The organism is Streptomyces sp. NPDC033177, assembly GCF_055577715.1.
The window spans coordinates 452,950-469,631 of sequence record NZ_JBVIPS010000005.1; the positions used below are offsets into that span (position 1 = coordinate 452,950).

Sequence of the window (16,682 nt, forward strand, 5' to 3'; positions counted from 1 at the left end):
GACGATCTGTACGCACGGGAGTCTAGGGCCTGCTAAAGGTGAGGTAAGCAGAGCGTCATGCATCGGGTGGGGTTATCCCCCGAGTGTTCCTGGCGGCCTTCCTCATGGCATCGCGGCGGCGCGCCGTGCACTCTGACCCGTATGACCGCACGCGCCATGTCCTCAGCCACGTCAGCCACGTCCTCGCCGCCCCCCGCCCGCTTCGCGGCGTACGACGCGCAGACCTGGAAGGAGATCGCCCACCTTCTCGCCAACCTGCCGATCGGCGTGGCCGGTTTCGTCTACGTGGTCGTGACGCTCGCCGCCGGCGGCGGTCTCGCCGTGACCGTCGTCGGCCTGCCGCTGCTCGCGGGCGCGCTGCTCGGCGCCCGGCTGATCGGCAGGGCGGAACGTGCGCGGGCGCGCAAACTGCTCGGGCTGCGGATCGACGAGCCGAGCCCGATGCCCAAACAGCGGGGGCACGGCTTCTTCAGCTGGCTGTGGTCGAGCCTGAAGGATCCGGTCGGCTGGCGCACGATGCTGTACTCCTTCATGCGGCTGCCCTGGGGCGTGGTGACCTTCGCCGTCACCCTGACCGGGCTCTTCGTGCTCTGGCCGGTGCTCCCCTACATCGTGCGCGGTCTGACGAACGCCGACCGCGCGATGGCGCGCGGGCTGCTGTCGCCGTCCGACGAACTGGAGCGGCGCATCGTGGAGTTGGAGTCGGACCGCGGTGTCGTCGTCGACACCGCCGCGGCCGACCTGCGCCGCATCGAACGCGACCTGCACGACGGGGCGCAGGCCCGCCTGGTGGCGCTCGCCATGGGGCTCGGCCTGGCCAAGGAGAAGCTCCTGGAGGGCCAGGCGGACGACACCGTGGCGGCGATGGTCGACGAGGCGCACGGCGAGGTGAAGCTCGCCCTCCAGGAGCTGCGCGACCTGGCCCGCGGCATCCACCCGGCGGTCCTGACCGACCGCGGCCTGGACGCGGCGCTGTCCTCGGTGGCCTCGCGGTGCACGGTCCCGGTGAAGGTGACCGCCGATCTGCCGGCGCGCCCGGCCGCCGCGATCGAGGGCATCGCGTACTTCACGGTCTCCGAGCTCCTGCAGAACGTCAGCAAGCACAGCGGGGCCCGTACGGCGTCCGTGGACGTGTGGCGTGCCGACCAGCGGCTGCTCATCCAGGTGTCGGACGACGGCAGGGGCGGTGCGCAGCTGGACGGGGGCTCGGGCATGGCGGGGCTCGCGGACCGGCTCGGCGCGGTCGACGGCCTGTTCGTGATCGAGTCGCCGGAGGGCGGGCCCACGACGATCACGGCGGAACTGCCGTGGCGGGACCGGGATCAGGACCGGGACCAGGACCGGGATCAGACGGCCCGGCCGGCCCTGGGGCAGGGGAGGTAGGGAAAACCCCCGGTCGAAGACACCTACGCACCACATGGTCCGGATCTGCCGCGGCCAGCACGCTTGAGATACGACGCCGAACCAGCGCGTGACCCAAGAGGCAGCGCACGACCGAGCAGAAACGGACGACACCGATGGCCACGGAGTACGGACAGGAGTACGGGCGCATGGACCGTTCGGAGTTCCGGGGATCCGATCTCGACGACCGGCGGCGCCGTCTCCCTGCCGGGCTGCGGGCGCCGATCGAGGCGCGCGCCTGGAAGGAGTTCGGCTATGTGCTGCTGAGCCTGCCGATCAGCATCGTCACGTTCACGTTCGCGGTCACGATGCTGTCGGTCGGGGCCGGCTTGCTGGTCACGTTCATCGGCATCCCGGTGCTCGCCGCCGGGCTCGCCGCCTGCCGTGGCTTCGGCTCGCTCGAACGAGTGCGGGCGCGGGCACTCCTGGACGTCGAGGTGGCCAATCCTGAGCCGCTGCGGCCCAAGAACGGCGGTGGGCCCATGGCATGGGTGGGCGCCGCCCTCAAGAGCGGTGTCTCCTGGCGGCACGTCCTCTACTCCATCCTCCACATGCCCTGGGCGGTCTTCTCCTTCACCGTGTCGGTGGCCTTCTGGACGTACGGCTGGGCGATGCTCACGTACCCGCTGTGGCAGTGGCTCTTCCCGATCTACGGTGGCCAGGGCGGCATCCAGCTCTACCGCGACAACGGTCACCAGATCTACCTGGACAACCCCTTCGAGATCGGCGTCACCGCCCTCACCGGCCTGCTGATCACGCTCGCCACGCCCTGGATCGTCCGGGCCCTGACCACCGTCGACCGCGTCATGGTGGCCGGCCTGCTCGGCCCGTCGAGCCTGGCCACGCGCGTAGTCGAGCTGGAGTCGGACCGCGGTGTCGTCGTCGACACGGCCGCCGCCGACCTGCGCCGCATCGAGCGCGACCTGCACGACGGGGCGCAGGCCCGCCTGGTGGCGCTCGCCATGGACCTGGGCCTGGCCAAGGAGAAGCTGACCGAGGACCCGGAGGCCGCGGCGCGCATGGTGGGCGAGGCACACGGCGAGGTGAAGGTGGCCCTCCAGGAGCTGCGCGACCTGGCCCGCGGCATCCACCCGGCGGTCCTGACCGACCGCGGCCTGGACGCGGCGCTGTCCTCGCTCGCCGCCCGGTGCACGGTTCCGGTCCAGGTCGAGGTGGATCTGCCCGCGCGTCCCGCCGCCGCGATCGAGGGCATCGCGTACTTCACGGTCTCCGAGCTCCTGCAGAACATCAGCAAGCACGCGCGGGCGTCCCACGGCTCGGTCGACGTGTGGCGGGTCGAGGACCGGCTGATGCTGCAGGTCTCCGACGACGGGGCCGGGGGCGCCGATGTGACCACCGGCTCCGGGCTCGCCGGGCTCGCCGAGCGGCTCGACGCGGTCGACGGGATCCTGGTCGTGGACTCGCCGGTGGGCGGGCCCACGACGGTGACGGCCGAGTTGCCCTGGCGGGCGTAGCCGCGAAACCTCCTTCCGCACTCACCCACCCGGTTCGCCCCGCAGCGCGGGGAGGCCGGGTGGGTGCTGCCGCGCCGCCCCGAGCGAGCAGGGCAGCGGTTGCCGAACGGGGGGCAGCGGGCCGCGCAGCAGGGGCAAGCGGTTGCCTGCGAACGCCGTTACGCCCTTCGCAGGCGTTCGTACGCGCGATACTGAGGTGCCGGGGGACAACCAGAACCACATGTGCCGGGGGGCCGTGAACGTGGAGGACAAAGTGCGGGTCGTCATCGCCGAGGATTCGGTGCTGCTCAGGGAGGGCCTGACCCGGTTGCTGACCGACCGCGGGCACGACGTCGTCGCGGGGGTCGGCGACGCGGACGCGCTGATCAAGACGATCAACGACCTCTCCGCCGCGGGCGCGCTGCCCGACGTGGTCGTCGCCGACGTGCGGATGCCGCCGACGCACACCGACGAGGGGGTGCGGGCCGCGGTGCACCTGCGTCACCAGTTCCCGGGGCTCGGGGTGCTCGTCCTCTCCCAGTACGTCGAGGAGCAGTACGCCACCGAACTGCTCGCCGGGTCCAGCCGTGGCGTCGGCTATCTGCTCAAGGACCGTGTCGCCGAGGTGCGCGAGTTCGTGGACGCCGTGGTGCGTGTCGCGGAGGGCGGTACGGCGCTCGACCCGGAGGTCGTGGCGCAGCTGCTCGGCCGCAGCCGCAAGCAGGACGTCCTCGCGGGGCTTACTCCTCGCGAACGCGAGGTACTCGGTCTGATGGCCGAGGGCCGGACGAACTCGGCGGTGGCACGGCAGTTGGTGGTGAGTGACGGCGCGGTCGAGAAGCACGTCAGCAACATTTTCCTGAAGCTGGGGCTTTCCCAGAGCGACGGGGATCACCGGCGTGTGCTTGCGGTTCTCACCTACCTCAACTCCTAGCAATCTGACACCCTGTCAGTTATTCGACAACAACGGCAACCGCGCGAGCGCGGAGACACGAGCACGGAGAACAGTCCTAGAACCAAAGGATGAGTGGGGGCGTCTTCCATGTCGGGCCGGAGGGCGAGGCAGAACATGACGAAACGGGGCATTGCAACGCCTCAAAAGTGCGTCCGTCATGCGATCAACCCCAGGAAGGCGACCCTTACAGACGTAGGGTGGGCCTTGGGAAGGCCGGTCGCCCAGCCTTTCCCGCTCAGCCGCCCGAGGGAGGTCCAGTTCAGTGACCAGCCAGGTCAGTAGCCCAGCCGAGCAGGCCGATGGGGCAGTCGTCGGAGAGCAGCGCAAGCATGCTGGTGAGAAGGATGTACGCCGTCTGGACCGGGTGATCATCCGTTTCGCGGGTGACTCGGGTGACGGCATGCAGCTCACCGGTGACCGGTTCACTTCGGAGACGGCGTCCTTCGGGAACGACCTGTCGACACTGCCGAACTTTCCCGCCGAGATCCGTGCTCCTGCCGGGACACTGCCGGGTGTCTCCTCCTTTCAGCTCCATTTCGCCGACCACGACATCCTCACGCCGGGCGACGCGCCGAACGTCCTGGTCGCGATGAACCCGGCCGCGCTGAAGGCGAACATCGCCGATGTGCCGCGGGGCGCGGAGATCATCGTCAACACGGACGAGTTCTCCAAACGGGCGATGCAGAAGGTCGGCTACGAGGTCTCGCCGCTGGAGGACGGTTCGCTGGACGGCTACAGCGTCCACCCGGTGCCGTTGACGACGCTGACGGTCGAGGCGCTCAAGGAGTTCGACCTCTCGCGCAAGGACGCGGGCCGCAGCAAGAACATGTTCGCGCTCGGGCTGTTGTCGTGGATGTATCACCGGCCGACGGAGGGCACGGAGAAGTTCCTGCGGACGAAGTTCGCCAAGAAGCCGGACATCGCCGAGGCCAACATCACCGCTTTCCATGCGGGTTGGAACTTCGGTGAGACGACCGAGGACTTCGCGGTCTCCTACGAGGTCGCGCCCGCCGCCCAAGCCTTCCCGACCGGCACCTACCGCAACATCTCGGGGAACCTGGCCCTGTCGTACGGGCTGATCGCCGCGGGCCGGCAGGCGGATCTGCCGCTGTATCTGGGCTCGTACCCGATCACCCCGGCCTCGGACATCCTGCACGAGCTGAGCAAGCACAAGAACTTCGGTGTGCGCACCTTCCAGGCCGAGGATGAGATCGCGGGGATCGGGGCGGCGCTGGGTGCGGCGTTCGGCGGCTCGCTCGCGGTGACGACGACCTCGGGGCCCGGTGTGGCGCTGAAGTCGGAGACGATCGGTCTCGCGGTCTCGCTGGAGCTGCCGTTGCTGATCGTGGACATCCAGCGCGGTGGCCCTTCGACCGGGCTGCCGACCAAGACCGAGCAGGCGGATCTGCTGCAGGCGATGTTCGGGCGCAATGGTGAGGCGCCGGTGCCGATCGTGGCGCCCAGGACGCCGGCGGACTGCTTCGACGCGGCCATCGAGGCGGCGCGGATCGCGGTCAGCTACCGCACCCCGGTGTTCCTGCTCTCCGACGGCTATCTGGCCAACGGCTCCGAGCCGTGGCGCATCCCGGATACCGATGAACTCCCTGACCTACGGGTGCAGTTCGCCTCGGGGCCCAATCACACCGAGGACGACGGCAGCGAGGTCTTCTGGCCCTACAAGCGCGACCCGCAGTCCCTGGCCCGCCCGTGGGCGATCCCGGGCACGCCCGGTCTCGAACACCGCATCGGCGGCATCGAGAAGCAGGACGGCACCGGCAACATCTCCTACGACCCGGCCAATCACGACTTCATGGTCCGCACCCGCCAGGCCAAGATCGACGGCATCCAGGTCCCCGACCTCGAAGTCGACGACCCGACCGGCGACGCCACGCTGCTCGTCCTGGGCTGGGGTTCGACCTACGGCCCCATCACCGCGGCGGTACGCCGGCTGCGCGCGGTCGGCCAGAGCGTGGCGCAGGCCCATCTGCGCCACCTCAACCCCTTCCCCCGGAATCTGGGCGAGGTCCTGAAGCGTTACGACAAGGTGGTGATCCCCGAGATGAACCTCGGGCAGCTCGCCACGCTCCTCCGCGCCAAGTACCTCGTGGACGCGGTCTCGTACAACCAGGTCAATGGAATGCCGTTCAAGGCCGAGCAGCTCGCCACGGCTCTCAAGGAGGCCATCGATGGCTGACACGAAGACCGAAGGCACCGGAAGCACGATCGAAGCGCTTTCGCTGGTGCCCAAGGCCGAGGCCAAGCAATCCATGAAGGACTTCAAGTCCGATCAGGAGGTGCGTTGGTGCCCCGGCTGCGGTGACTACGCGGTCCTGGCCGCCGTGCAGGGCTTCATGCCCGAACTCGGCCTGGCCAAGGAGAACATCGTCTTCGTCTCGGGCATCGGCTGCTCGTCCCGCTTCCCGTACTACATGAACACCTACGGGATGCACTCCATCCACGGCCGCGCCCCGGCCATCGCCACCGGACTGGCCTCCTCCAGGCGGGACTTGAGCGTGTGGGTGGTCACCGGTGACGGCGACGCGCTGTCCATCGGCGGCAACCACCTCATCCACGCCCTGCGCCGCAACGTGAATCTGAAGATCCTGCTCTTCAACAACCGGATCTACGGCCTCACCAAGGGCCAGTACTCCCCGACCTCCGAGGTCGGCAAGATCACCAAGTCGACGCCGATGGGCTCCCTGGACGCCCCCTTCAACCCGGTGTCCCTCGCGATCGGCGCGGAGGCGAGCTTCGTGGCGCGGACCGTGGACTCCGACCGCAAGCACCTCACCTCCGTGCTGCGCGAGGCCGCCGAACACCCCGGCACCGCACTGGTGGAGATCTACCAGAACTGCAACATCTTCAACGACGGCGCCTTCGAGGTGCTGAAGGACAAGCAGCAGGCCGAGGAAGCGGTGATCCGGCTCGAACACGGGCAGCCCATCCGCTTCGGGGCCCCGCTGGAGAGCGGCCTCGGTTCCAAGGGCGTCGTACGCGACCCGGCGACCGGCGATCTCAAAGTTGTCCCGGTCACCTCTGAGACCGAGTCTCAGACCCTGGTCCACGACGCGCACTCGACGTCGCCGACGCTGGCCTTCGCGCTCTCCCGCCTCGCCGACCCCGACACCCTGCACCACACCCCGATCGGCGTCTTCCGCAACGTCGAGCGCCCGGTCTACGACACCCTCATGTCCGACCAACTGGACAGCGCCATCGAGCAGAACGGCAAGGGCGACCTGGCCGCGCTGCTGGCGGGCGGCGACACGTGGACCGTCGTCGGCTAGTCCGGCACGATCACCCCGAGGCCCGGTCCTGATCCTTCAGGACCGGGCCTCGTCGTATGCCTCGCGCGCTTCCTGTACGTCCGCCAGGCGCTTCTCGGTCCACTCGGCGAGCGCCCGGACCTGTGTGCCGACCTCGCGCCCGAGGTCGGTGAGCGAGTAGTCGACGCGCGGCGGGATGACCGGTTTGGCGTCGCGGTGCACGAGGCCGTCGCGCTCCAGGGTCTGCAGGGTCTGCGCGAGCATCTTCTCGCTGACCCGGCCGAGCGCCCGGCGCAGCTCGCTGAAGCGGTACGAGCGCTCGTCCAGGGCGATCAGGACGAGCACTCCCCAGCGGCTCGTGACGTGCTCCAGGACGAGGCGCTGCGGGCACATGCCCTCGTCGCCGAGATTCCAGCTGCTTACTGCCATGCCAGTACCTTACTTCAAAGTGGGTACTTTCCAATAGTTAGCGCCCAACGTAGGCTCATCGTCGAACCACCCCAAAGGACATCAGAGGGAGATATCAGACATGAGCATCGTCGTCACCGGAGCCACCGGACACCTCGGCCGTCTCGTCATCGACGGGCTGCTCGGCGCGCAGGTGCCCGCCGGGCAGATAGCCGCCGTCGTCCGCGACAAGGAGAAGGCCGCCGATATCGCCGCGCGCGGTGTCGAGCTGCGGATCGCGGACTACAGCGCGCCCGAGACCCTCGCCGGCGTCTTCGCCGCGGGCGACAGGGTTCTGCTGATCTCCGGAAGCGAGGTCGGGCGGCGGGTGCCGCAGCACGCGGCGGTGATCGACGCGGCCCGTGCGGCGGGCGTCGCGCTCCTCGCGTACACCGGTGTGCTCGGCGGCCCCGACGCCGACATCGAACTCGCGGCCGAGCACAAGGAGACCGAGCGGCTGATCCTGGAATCCGGGCTTCCGCACACGTTCCTGCGCAACGGCTGGTACCACGAGAACTACACGGCCAACCTCGCTCCCGTCCTGGAGCACGGCGCCGTCGTCGCCTCCGCGGGCGAGGGCAGGGTCGCCTCCGCCTCGCGGGCCGACTACGCGGCTGCCGCCGTCGCCGTACTGACCGGCGAGGGCCACGAGGGCAAGACGTACGAGCTGAGCGGCGATGTCGCGTGGAGCCTGGCCGAGTACGCCGCCGAGGTCGCCCGGCAGAGCGGCAAGGACATCTCGTACACGAACGTCCCCGCCGAGCAGAACCTCGCGATCCTGACCGGCGCGGGCCTTCCCGAGCAGTTCGCCGCGATCCTCGTCGACGTGGACTCGGCGATCGAGCGGGGGCTGCTCGCGGGTACGAGCGGGGACCTGGCCCGCCTCATCGGGCGTCCCACGACGCCTGTCGCGGACGCGATCTCGGCGGCCCTCAAGGGCTGACTCCGGGGCGTGAGACGAGTCATGACCGTTTTCGTGAGACGGGCATGACACGGGGGTGTTCGGGCCGCTACCTTCTGAGGGCAGCGTGGGGCTGCCTTGCACCAAGGAGGGGCCGTGGACGCCGCCGCAGCCGAACAGTCGAAGAGCGAGCAGCGCATAGGGCTGCTGAACGGCGTCGCGGCCTATGGGATGTGGGGCCTCGTCCCCCTCTTCTGGCCCCTGCTCAAGCCGTCCGGCGCGGGCGAGATCCTCGCGCACCGGATGGCGTGGTCGCTCGTCGTGGTCGGCATCGCCCTGCTGCTCGTGCGGCGCTGGGCGTGGGCGGGCGAGCTCATCCGGCAGCCTCGCAAGCTGGGCCTCGTGACGATCGCCGCGGCGGTCATCACGATCAACTGGGGCGTCTACATCTGGGCCGTGAACTCCGGCCACGTCGTCGAGGCCTCCCTCGGCTACTTCATCAACCCCCTGGTCACCATCGCGATGGGCGTCCTGCTCCTCGGCGAACGGCTGCGCCCCGTGCAGTGGACGGCCGTCGCCGTCGGCCTCGCGGCGGTCCTCGTGCTCGCGTTCGGATACGGGCAGCCGCCGTGGATCTCGCTCTGCCTCGCCTTCTCCTTCGCCACGTACGGCCTGGCGAAGAAGAAGGTCGGGCTCAGCGGCCTGGAGTCGCTGACCGCCGAGACCGCGATCCAGTTCCTGCCCGCGGTCGGGTTCCTGGTGTGGCTCGGGGCGCGGGGTGACGCCACGTTCGGCGCGGAGGGTTTCGGGCACGCGGCACTCCTTGCGGCGACCGGTCTGGTCACCGCCATTCCCCTGGTCTGCTTCGGGGCCGCGGCGATTCGGGTGCCGCTGGCCACGCTGGGAATGCTGCAGTACCTCGCGCCCGTCTTCCAGTTCCTGCTCGGCATCCTGTACTTCCATGAGGCGATGCCTCCGGAGCGGTGGGCCGGGTTCGGCCTTGTGTGGCTGGCGTTGTCCCTGCTGACCTGGGACGCGGTTCGCTCCGCGCGGCGTAATGCGGTGCGTCTTGCCGCTGCGCGGCGGGAATCCGCCGGGGTCCCCGTCGCGGGGCGGGAGACTGAGCCGATGACTCCTGCTGCTCCCGCCACTCCCGCTGCCGGGCGGGAAGGGTCCGCGGTCTGAGCCTTGCCCTGCGGGGTGCGGGCTGCGCGGTGCTTTTTGCGGGCTGCCTTCTGCGGGTGCGTTGTGGCTGGTCGCGCAGTTCCCCGCGCCCCTGACGGGGCGCCCTCGTCGGTGCTCTTCTGCGGGTGCGTTGTAGCTGAGCGCGCCGTTCCTCGCGCCCCTGACGGGGCGCCCTCGTCGGTGCCTTCTGCGGGTGCGTTGTAGCTGAGCGCGCCGTTCCTCGCGCCCCTGACGGGGACGCCTCATCGGCTGTCTTCTGCGGGTGCGTTGTAGCTGAGCGCGCCGTTCCTCGCGCCCCTGACGGGGACGCCTCATCGGCTGTCTTCTGCGGGTGCGTCGTGGCTTGGCGCGTCGTTCCTCGCGGCCCTAGCGGGGCGGCCTCGTTGTCCTTGCGTACGTCGTGAAGTCGCGAGGGGCTCGGCCGAGGATGGTTTGTACGTCCGGTGTGGGCTTTGCGTTGTGGCCCTCGGGGAGCCAGGCGAGGACGTCCGCGAGGGGGCGGGCGATCTCCTCGGGGACTCCCTGGCCGGCCAGCTCCGTCACGTACGCGTCCGCCGTGATGTGTTCGAAGCGCATCGGCCGGCCCCACGCCTCCGCCAGCTCGGCGACCGCCTCGGCGAAGCTCAGTGCCCGGGGGCCCGACAGTTCGTACGTACGTCCTGTGTGCCCGTCCTCGGTGAGCAGCGCCGCCACCACCTCCGCGATGTCCTCCACGTCGATGAACGGCTCCGGCACATCTCCCACCGGCAGCGCGAGGCGGCCTTCGAGCAGCGGTGCGGCGAAGAGGTCTTCGTCGAAGTTCTGGGAGAAGTTGTTCGGGCGGATCACCGTCCAGTCCACGCCCGCCGCACGCACCACGCGCTCGGCCTCCGCCATGGACGGCTCGAAGGAGTCACCGAACACCTCGACGCCCCGCCCGGACAGGACCACGAAGCGGCGTACGCCGGCCGCGGCGGCCTGGTCCACGAAGTCGGCGATCGGTTCCGGCTCCGGCGGGCCGACCAAGTAGAGGGCGGACACGCCCTCGAGGACCGGGGCCCAGGTGGCACGGTCGTTCCAGTCGAAGCGGGTCTCGCCGGAGCGGGACGCCGCGCGTACGTTCCTGCCCTGGTCCCGCAGCCGGGCCACCACGCGGCGGCCCGTCTTGCCGGTGGCGCCGAGGACGAGGATGAGGGCGTCGGATGCCTGCGTGTTCTTCGCGTTGTCTGTCATGGGTACAGCCAACTCCCCTGTGTGCGCCCATCACATGGGCGCTCGTCTCGCTCCCATGGGAGTACGTCCACGTGCGCGGGGCGCCGTCTACGGTGGGGGCATGGACGCTCTGGGGGATCTGCTGCGAGGGGTACGTGCCGACGGTGCGCTGTTCGACCGGGCCGTACTGACCGGGCCTTGGGAGAGGCGGCACAGCGAGGGGGCCGCCCTGACGCTGGTCACGGTGGTGCACGGGGCGGCTCGGATCTCCGCCGCGTCGGGTGAACCGCGCCTTCTGGGCGAAGGGGGTGCCGCCGTGGTCTGTACGACGGCGCCGTTCACGCTGGCCTCCGCGGAAGCCGCCGGCGCCGGGACCGAGCTCATCACCGGGGCCTACCAACTGGACGGAGCGGTGGGGCGCCGCCTCGTCAGCATGCTGCCGCCGCTCCTCGTGGTCCCGTCGGGCGAGGAGTGCATGCCGATCCTGGAGCTGATCGCCGCGGAGGTGGCCGCCGACCGGCCGGGGCGCCAGTACGTGATGGACCGGATGCTCGACTGGATGCTGGCCTGCACCCTGCGCGAGTGGTTCGACCTGCCGGACGCCTGCCCGCCCGCCTGGTACCGCGCGCTGGGCGACGAGGTGGTCGGCCCCGCCCTGCACGCCATGCACGACGAGCCCGCGCGGCCCTGGACGGTGGCGTCGCTCGCCGCGCGCGGCCAGGTGTCGCGGGCGGCGTTCGCCCGGCACTTCGCCGAGCTTGTCGGCAGGCCCCCGATGGCGTACCTCACCGAGTGGCGGATGACGCTCGCCTCCGAGCTGCTCGCCGAGCCGGGCGCGACGGTGGCCTCCGTGGCCGGGCAGGTCGGTTACGCGGACGGCTTCGGCTTCAGCGACGCCTTCAAGCGGATCCGGGGCATCGCCCCCAGCACCTACCGCGCCTCCCTGACCCCCGCCCGAACGGACCCCCGCTCCCTCATGGCCACAGGCTGACCTACGGCACCGCGCCTTCGAGTGGGACGGGGCCTACCGCGGCAGTGGGCGAAATACTTCGGCCCCACCTCCTCCGAATCGGGCGCCATCGTCGCTACCTTCACCCATAAGGGATCAGAACTGATCGAAAGCGACATCGCCTGACCGAGTCTGGCGGGAGGTCGAGACCCTCGTGCCCGAGAGCGCGCCCCGGACCGTTGCCCAGACCGCGCCGAAGCCGGGGGCGGCGCCCTCGACCGGCCGCCTCCCCGGCAGCCTCTTCGACCGCCGTCTCCCCCGCAGCTTCTCCGGCCGCGACGACCTCCCCCTCCTCGCCGCCTGCGTCGCCTTCGCCGCCCTCTCCCTCGCTCTCGTCCCGCTCACCCTCTCCCTCGGCTGGGACGAGATCGTCTACGCGAGCCGCTTCCCGCCGTACGAACCCGCCACCCCCTTCAGCGCTCCCCGCACCCGCGGCGTCCCCCTGCTCCTCTCCCCCGTCGCGGCCTGGAGCGACTCGACCCTCCTGCTCAGGGTCTGGCTGACGCTGCTCTCGACCGCCGCCCTCTACCTGGGCTTCAGACCCTGGCTGCGCGTCATCGCCGGGCGTCCCGCCGTGGCCGGCGTGGCTGCCGGGCTCTACGGAAGCCTCTGGTTCGCGCTGTTCTACGCGAACGCCGCGATGCCGAACCACTACACCGCCATGGGGGTCACGGCCGCGGTCGGACTGTTCCTCGGGGCCCGCCCCGGGCGTCTCGCCCACGCGGGGATCGCGGCGGGGCTCGCCCTGGCCGCCCTGATGCGCCCGAACGACGGTGCCGCCGTCGCCGTCCCGCTGCTCGCCGCCGCCCTGCTCGTGCCCGCCTGGCGGACCAGGGGGCGCGCCTTCGCCGTGGTCGGCGGTGTCCTGGCCGGTCTGCTGCCGTGGGCCATCGAGGCGTACGTGCGTTTCGGCGGCGTACGCGAACGACTCTCGGCGGCAAGCGACGTGCAGGGCGGGCTGCGTCCCCTGGCTGCCGTCGAGGCCCAGTTCACCGCCCTGGACGGCCCTCTGCTCTGCCGACCGTGCACCGCCGACCAACTCAGGATCGTGGCCGCGGAGTGGTGGCTCCTCCTGCCGGTGCTCGTGGCCGCCGGGTTGTGGGCCACGAGGAGGGCGGGGGCGGGGGCGGGGATGAGGACCGGGGTGGAGAGGACCGAGGCGGAGAAGGCCGGGGCGGAGAAGGCCGGGGCGGAGAAGGCCGGGGCCGAGAAGGCCGGGGCCGAGAAGGCCGGGGCCGAGAAGGCCAGGGCGGGGAGGACCGGGACGGAGAAGGCCGAGGCGGAGAGAGCCGGGACGGAGAGGACCAAGGCGGAGAAGGCCGAGACGGAGAAGCCCGGGACGGAAAAGGCCGAGGCCGAGAAGGCCAAGGCGGGGAGAACCGGGGCCGAGAGAGCCGAGACGGAGAAGGCCGAGACGGAGAAGGCCGAGGCGGAGAAGCCCGGGACGGAAAAGGCCGAGGCCGAGAAGGCCAGGGCGGGGAGAACCGGGGCCGAGAGAGCCGGGGCGGAGAAGGCCGAGGCGGAGAGGGCCGAGGCGGAGAAGGCGAGCGCGCGTGACACCTCGTACGGCACCGCGACGAGAACCCTCGCCACCCCGAAGGCAGTCCGCCCCGCGCTCCGGCTGGCCGTGGTCGTCGCCGTGTGTGTCGCTCTGCCCTATCTCCTCCTCGTCCCCTACGGCGCCCCCCGCTTCCTCCTCCCCGCCCACGCCCTCCTCGCCGTCCCCGCGGCCTTCGGACTCCTCGCCCTCTTCGGCCGGGCACAGCGCGTCGTCACCGTCGTCCTCGCCGCCGCCCTCGTCGCCCACTTGGGGGTCCAGCTCCCGCTCGCCTTCGGCAACGCCCGTATCCAGGCCGGCGCCCGCGGCGACTGGGTGCGCGTCACCGGGGTCCTGTACGAGCACGGGGTCCGCGCTCCGTGCGTACTGAAGGGCAGCACCTCGGTGATCCCCATCGCGTACGTCTCCGGGTGCTCGGCCGCCCGGACCGGCGACCGGCGGCCGCCCGCCGCCCTGGTCCTGCGCAAGAAGCAGCCCCCGCGCTGGGCCCGCGACTGGCGGCGGTATCCCGTGCCGGACACCTACGCTCCCGGCTGGACGGTGCTCGTGCCGCCGCCGACGACGACCGCCTTGCGGAACACGGCGACCGATATGCGCTCTTGACGCACGGTCAAGCTCACCCCCACCATCAGGCACGCCAATTCCATGAATGACAAACGGAATTGGCGCCCCCACGCACCACCAAGCAATCTCGCGCAAGCCCAAGCAACGAACCAACAGAACACGGAGCCCCCCACATGAAGCTCTCCGTTCCCGGACGCGCCGCGGCAGCCGCCGCCATAGCCGTCACCGGAATCCTCACCACCAACGCGGCGTCCTCCGCGGCCTCCGCCCCCACAGCGGCCGCCCCCGACATCTCCGTGGCCAACGTCCAGGCCCATCTCTCGCAGCTGCAGGACATCGCCTCGTCCAACGGCGGCCACCGCGCCCACGGCAGCGCGGGCTACAAGGCCTCGATCGACTACGTGAAGGGCAAGCTGGACGAGGCCGGATTCACCACCTCGCTCCAGGAGTTCACCTCCAACGGCAAGACCGGCTACAACCTGGTCGCGGACTGGCCCGGCGGCGACGCCGACCAGGTCGTCATGGCGGGCTCGCACCTCGACAGCGTCAATTCGGGCCCCGGCATCAACGACAACGGCTCCGGTTCGGCCGCGATCCTGGAGACCGCGCTCACCGTGGCGCGCGAGCAGTACAAGCCGGCCAAGCACCTGCGGTTCGCCTGGTGGGGAGCCGAGGAACTGGGGCTCGTCGGCTCCTCGCACTACGTCGACAAGCTGCCCGCGGGCGAGCGCTCGAAGATCAAGGGCTATCTGAACTTCGACATGATCGGCTCCCCGAACCCGGGCTACTTCGTCTACGACGACGACCCCACCATCGAGAAGACCTTCAAGGACTACTACGGCGGCCTCGACCTCGCCACGGAGCCCGACAAGGAGGGCGACGGCCGCTCGGACCACGCACCGTTCAAGGACGCGGGCGTGCCGGTCGGCGGACTGTTCAGCGGCGCCGACTACAAGAAGACCGCCGAGCAGGCCCAGAACTGGGGCGGCACGGCCGGTGAGCCGTTCGACAAGTGCTACCACTCCGCCTGCGACACGAAGTCGAACATCGACGGGACCGCCCTCGACCGCAACAGCGACGCGGTGGCGTACGCGGTGTGGGGGCTTTCCGCCTGACCTCCCGGCCCTGGCTCAGGGCCGGCCGGCCCCACGGGCCGAGTAACCCCTGGACGCAATTACCTGCGCATGCATATAGTGCATGCGCAGGTAATTGCACGGTCCTCGTGACCGTGCGCCACCACGCCACACACCCAGGGGGCCCACCATGACCCGTAAGTTCCTCTTCGTCCTCGGCAGCGCCCGCCCCGAGGGCAACACGGAGACGCTGGCCCGCAAGGCCGCTGAGCAGCTCCCGGCCGACGTGGAGCAGCGCTGGCTGAACCTCGCCGACCACCCGCTGCCCGACTTCGAGGACCTGCGCCACGACAGCACACGGCCGCGTGCCCGCCCCCGGCCCTCCGGCGACAACGAGGCACTGCTCCTGGACGCCACCCTCGACGCCACGGACATCGTCATCGTGTCGCCCCTGTACTGGTACTCCCTCTCGGCCACCACCAAGCGCTACCTCGACTACTGGGACGCGTGGCTCGAGGTCCCGGAGGTCGACTTCAAGGCCACCATGAAGGGCCGCACCCTGTGGGGCGTGACGGCGCTCGCCCACAGCGAGGAGGAGGTCGCGGAGCCGCTGATCAGCACGCTGAACCACGTGGCCGCCTTCTTCCCGCTGCACTTCGGCGGCGTCCTGCTCGGCAACGGATCGCGGCCGGGCAACGTGCTCGACGACACCGAGGCCCTCGCTCGCGCCAAGACGTTCTTCGCGCAGGAGCCGCCGCTCGCCCGCTACCCGTACGAGAGCTGACGATGCGCAGGGCGGCCGGCCCTACGCCGTGATGTCCTTCGCCCCGAACCTCGCCCACGCCGCCGAGCCGAACAGGGCCGCGTACAGGCCCTGGAGGCCGAGGTTCTTGACCAGCTCGTCCCAGTAGACGGGCTCGCGCATCAGGTCCGCGAAGGACAGCCAGTAGTGCGAGAAGAAGTACGGCTGGATGGCGTGCAGCTGGGGGATCTGGTCGAGGATCTGGATGGTGATCAGCAGGCCGACCGTCGTCGCCATCGCCGCGATGCCGCTGCTGGTCAGCGTCGACACGAAGAGACCGAGCGCCGCCACCCCGATCAGTGACGCGGCGACCACGAGGGCGATGAGCAGGGCTCGCAGCAGCCCTTCGCCGAAGCCGATCCGGGTGCCGGAGATCGTGGTGACCTCGCCGACCGGGAAGAGCAGCGCCCCGACGGCGAGCGCGGAGACAGCCACGACGAGGGTCGCGACCAGGCAGAACGTCATCGCTGTCGCGTATTTGGCGAGCAGCAGGCGCGTACGTCCCGCGGGGGCGACGAGCAGATAGCGCAGCGTCCCCGCGCTGGACTCGCCCGCGATGGAGTCGCCCGCGACGACGCCGACCGCCATGGGCAGGAAGAAGGGGAGGGTCGCGGCGAGCGCGGTGAACACCAGGAACAGGCCGTTGTTGGTCACCTGTGCGATGAACGCCGGCCCCCCCGCTTCGCCGCCGCCCCCGCCGAGCGTCGAGCCGTCGCTGGTCTCGATCTTGACGGCGACACCCACGAGGACCGGCACGGCGGCGAGTACGCCGAGCAGCGCGAGGGTCCGCCAGCGGCGGAAGGTGATGCCGAGCTCGCTGCGGAAGATCCCGAAGGTCCAGATGCGCCGCACCTTCGCTGGGTCCATCACCCCTCGTAC

General features: G+C 70.5%; 14 protein-coding genes. 11 read left to right on the forward strand and 3 right to left on the reverse strand.

Annotated elements, in window-relative coordinates; all coding sequences use genetic code 11:
* Nucleotides 1-141 precede the first annotated feature (141 nt).
* The 5 genes from ACZ5U5_RS20190 (at nt 142) to ACZ5U5_RS20210 (ending at nt 7,094) form a co-directional block, all read left to right on the forward strand.
* On the forward strand, nt 142-1,383 hold the full coding sequence (locus ACZ5U5_RS20190) for a sensor histidine kinase (RefSeq protein ID WP_469023333.1): 1,242 nt from the start codon (nt 142-144) through the stop codon (nt 1,381-1,383).
* Between the two features lie 134 nt (nt 1,384-1,517).
* Entirely contained in the window at nt 1,518-2,876 is a 1,359-nt protein-coding gene (locus ACZ5U5_RS20195; RefSeq protein ID WP_469023335.1) for a sensor histidine kinase, read from the forward strand.
* A gap of 220 nt (nt 2,877-3,096) precedes the next feature.
* Nucleotides 3,097-3,789 carry a LuxR C-terminal-related transcriptional regulator gene (locus tag ACZ5U5_RS20200; protein WP_469023766.1) on the forward strand — a complete coding sequence of 231 codons (693 nt, stop codon included), beginning with the start codon at nt 3,097-3,099 and terminating at the stop codon, nt 3,787-3,789.
* Between the two features lie 283 nt (nt 3,790-4,072).
* On the forward strand, nt 4,073-6,004 hold the full coding sequence (locus tag ACZ5U5_RS20205) for a 2-oxoacid:acceptor oxidoreductase subunit alpha (RefSeq protein WP_469023337.1): 1,932 nt from the start codon (nt 4,073-4,075) through the stop codon (nt 6,002-6,004).
* On the forward strand, nt 5,997-7,094 hold the full coding sequence (locus ACZ5U5_RS20210; protein WP_469023340.1) for a 2-oxoacid:ferredoxin oxidoreductase subunit beta: 1,098 nt from the start codon (nt 5,997-5,999) through the stop codon (nt 7,092-7,094). The genes ACZ5U5_RS20205 and ACZ5U5_RS20210 overlap by 8 nt, the downstream gene beginning before the upstream one ends.
* 36 nt (nt 7,095-7,130) lie before the next feature.
* Here the strand turns inward: ACZ5U5_RS20210 and ACZ5U5_RS20215 are convergent, their stop codons facing one another.
* Entirely contained in the window at nt 7,131-7,502 is a 372-nt protein-coding gene (locus ACZ5U5_RS20215) for a winged helix-turn-helix transcriptional regulator (protein WP_469023343.1), read from the reverse strand.
* Between the two features lie 100 nt (nt 7,503-7,602).
* Between ACZ5U5_RS20215 and ACZ5U5_RS20220 the strand changes: the two genes are divergently transcribed.
* Entirely contained in the window at nt 7,603-8,463 is an 861-nt protein-coding gene (locus tag ACZ5U5_RS20220) for an NAD(P)H-binding protein (RefSeq protein ID WP_469023345.1), read from the forward strand.
* A 114-nt stretch (nt 8,464-8,577) separates the two neighbouring features.
* On the forward strand, nt 8,578-9,606 hold the full coding sequence (gene rarD, locus ACZ5U5_RS20225; protein ID WP_469023347.1) for an EamA family transporter RarD: 1,029 nt from the start codon (nt 8,578-8,580) through the stop codon (nt 9,604-9,606).
* A gap of 366 nt (nt 9,607-9,972) precedes the next feature.
* Here rarD and ACZ5U5_RS20230 read toward each other — a convergent pair whose 3' ends face one another.
* Nucleotides 9,973-10,818 carry an NAD(P)H-binding protein gene (locus ACZ5U5_RS20230; protein WP_469023349.1) on the reverse strand — a complete coding sequence of 282 codons (846 nt, stop codon included), beginning with the start codon at nt 10,816-10,818 and terminating at the stop codon, nt 9,973-9,975.
* A 100-nt stretch (nt 10,819-10,918) separates the two neighbouring features.
* Between ACZ5U5_RS20230 and ACZ5U5_RS20235 the strand changes: the two genes are divergently transcribed.
* From ACZ5U5_RS20235 to ACZ5U5_RS20250, 4 genes are all read left to right on the forward strand, one after another.
* Complete coding sequence (locus tag ACZ5U5_RS20235; protein WP_469023352.1) at nt 10,919-11,788, forward strand: AraC family transcriptional regulator; 870 nt, start codon at nt 10,919-10,921, stop codon at nt 11,786-11,788.
* 172 nt (nt 11,789-11,960) lie between these two features.
* The gene (locus tag ACZ5U5_RS20240; protein WP_469023354.1) at nt 11,961-13,967 is read left to right on the forward strand and encodes a hypothetical protein; all 2,007 of its coding nucleotides are present in this window, start codon (nt 11,961-11,963) and stop codon (nt 13,965-13,967) included.
* Between the two features lie 134 nt (nt 13,968-14,101).
* A complete protein-coding gene (locus ACZ5U5_RS20245) occupies nt 14,102-15,043 on the forward strand; it encodes a M28 family metallopeptidase (RefSeq protein ID WP_469023356.1) in 942 nt (313 codons plus the stop codon).
* Between the two features lie 148 nt (nt 15,044-15,191).
* Nucleotides 15,192-15,785, forward strand: a complete 594-nt coding sequence (locus ACZ5U5_RS20250) for a flavodoxin family protein (RefSeq protein WP_469023359.1) — start codon at nt 15,192-15,194, stop codon at nt 15,783-15,785.
* Nucleotides 15,786-15,806: 21 nt separating this feature from the next.
* Here ACZ5U5_RS20250 and ACZ5U5_RS20255 read toward each other — a convergent pair whose 3' ends face one another.
* Complete coding sequence (locus ACZ5U5_RS20255) at nt 15,807-16,670, reverse strand: ABC transporter permease (RefSeq protein WP_469023769.1); 864 nt, start codon at nt 16,668-16,670, stop codon at nt 15,807-15,809.
* Nucleotides 16,671-16,682 lie beyond the last annotated feature (12 nt).

Excerpts from the sequence above, each read along its gene's own strand:
- ACZ5U5_RS20220 (WP_469023345.1), top strand. The coding sequence starts at position 7,603 with ATGAGCATCGTCGTCACCGGAGCCACCGGACACCTCGGCCGTCTCGTC.
- ACZ5U5_RS20235 (WP_469023352.1), top strand. The coding sequence starts at position 10,919 with ATGGACGCTCTGGGGGATCTGCTGCGAGGGGTACGTGCCGACGGTGCG.
- ACZ5U5_RS20210 (WP_469023340.1), top strand. The coding sequence starts at position 5,997 with ATGGCTGACACGAAGACCGAAGGCACCGGAAGCACGATCGAAGCGCTT.
- ACZ5U5_RS20190 (WP_469023333.1), top strand. The coding sequence starts at position 142 with ATGACCGCACGCGCCATGTCCTCAGCCACGTCAGCCACGTCCTCGCCG.
- ACZ5U5_RS20200 (WP_469023766.1), top strand. The coding sequence starts at position 3,097 with ATGTGCCGGGGGGCCGTGAACGTGGAGGACAAAGTGCGGGTCGTCATC.
- ACZ5U5_RS20195 (WP_469023335.1), top strand. The coding sequence starts at position 1,518 with ATGGCCACGGAGTACGGACAGGAGTACGGGCGCATGGACCGTTCGGAG.
- ACZ5U5_RS20250 (WP_469023359.1), top strand. The coding sequence starts at position 15,192 with ATGACCCGTAAGTTCCTCTTCGTCCTCGGCAGCGCCCGCCCCGAGGGC.
- ACZ5U5_RS20215 (WP_469023343.1), bottom strand. The coding sequence starts at position 7,502 with ATGGCAGTAAGCAGCTGGAATCTCGGCGACGAGGGCATGTGCCCGCAG.
- ACZ5U5_RS20230 (WP_469023349.1), bottom strand. The coding sequence starts at position 10,818 with ATGACAGACAACGCGAAGAACACGCAGGCATCCGACGCCCTCATCCTC.
- ACZ5U5_RS20255 (WP_469023769.1), bottom strand. The coding sequence starts at position 16,670 with ATGGACCCAGCGAAGGTGCGGCGCATCTGGACCTTCGGGATCTTCCGC.
- ACZ5U5_RS20245 (WP_469023356.1), top strand. The coding sequence starts at position 14,102 with ATGAAGCTCTCCGTTCCCGGACGCGCCGCGGCAGCCGCCGCCATAGCC.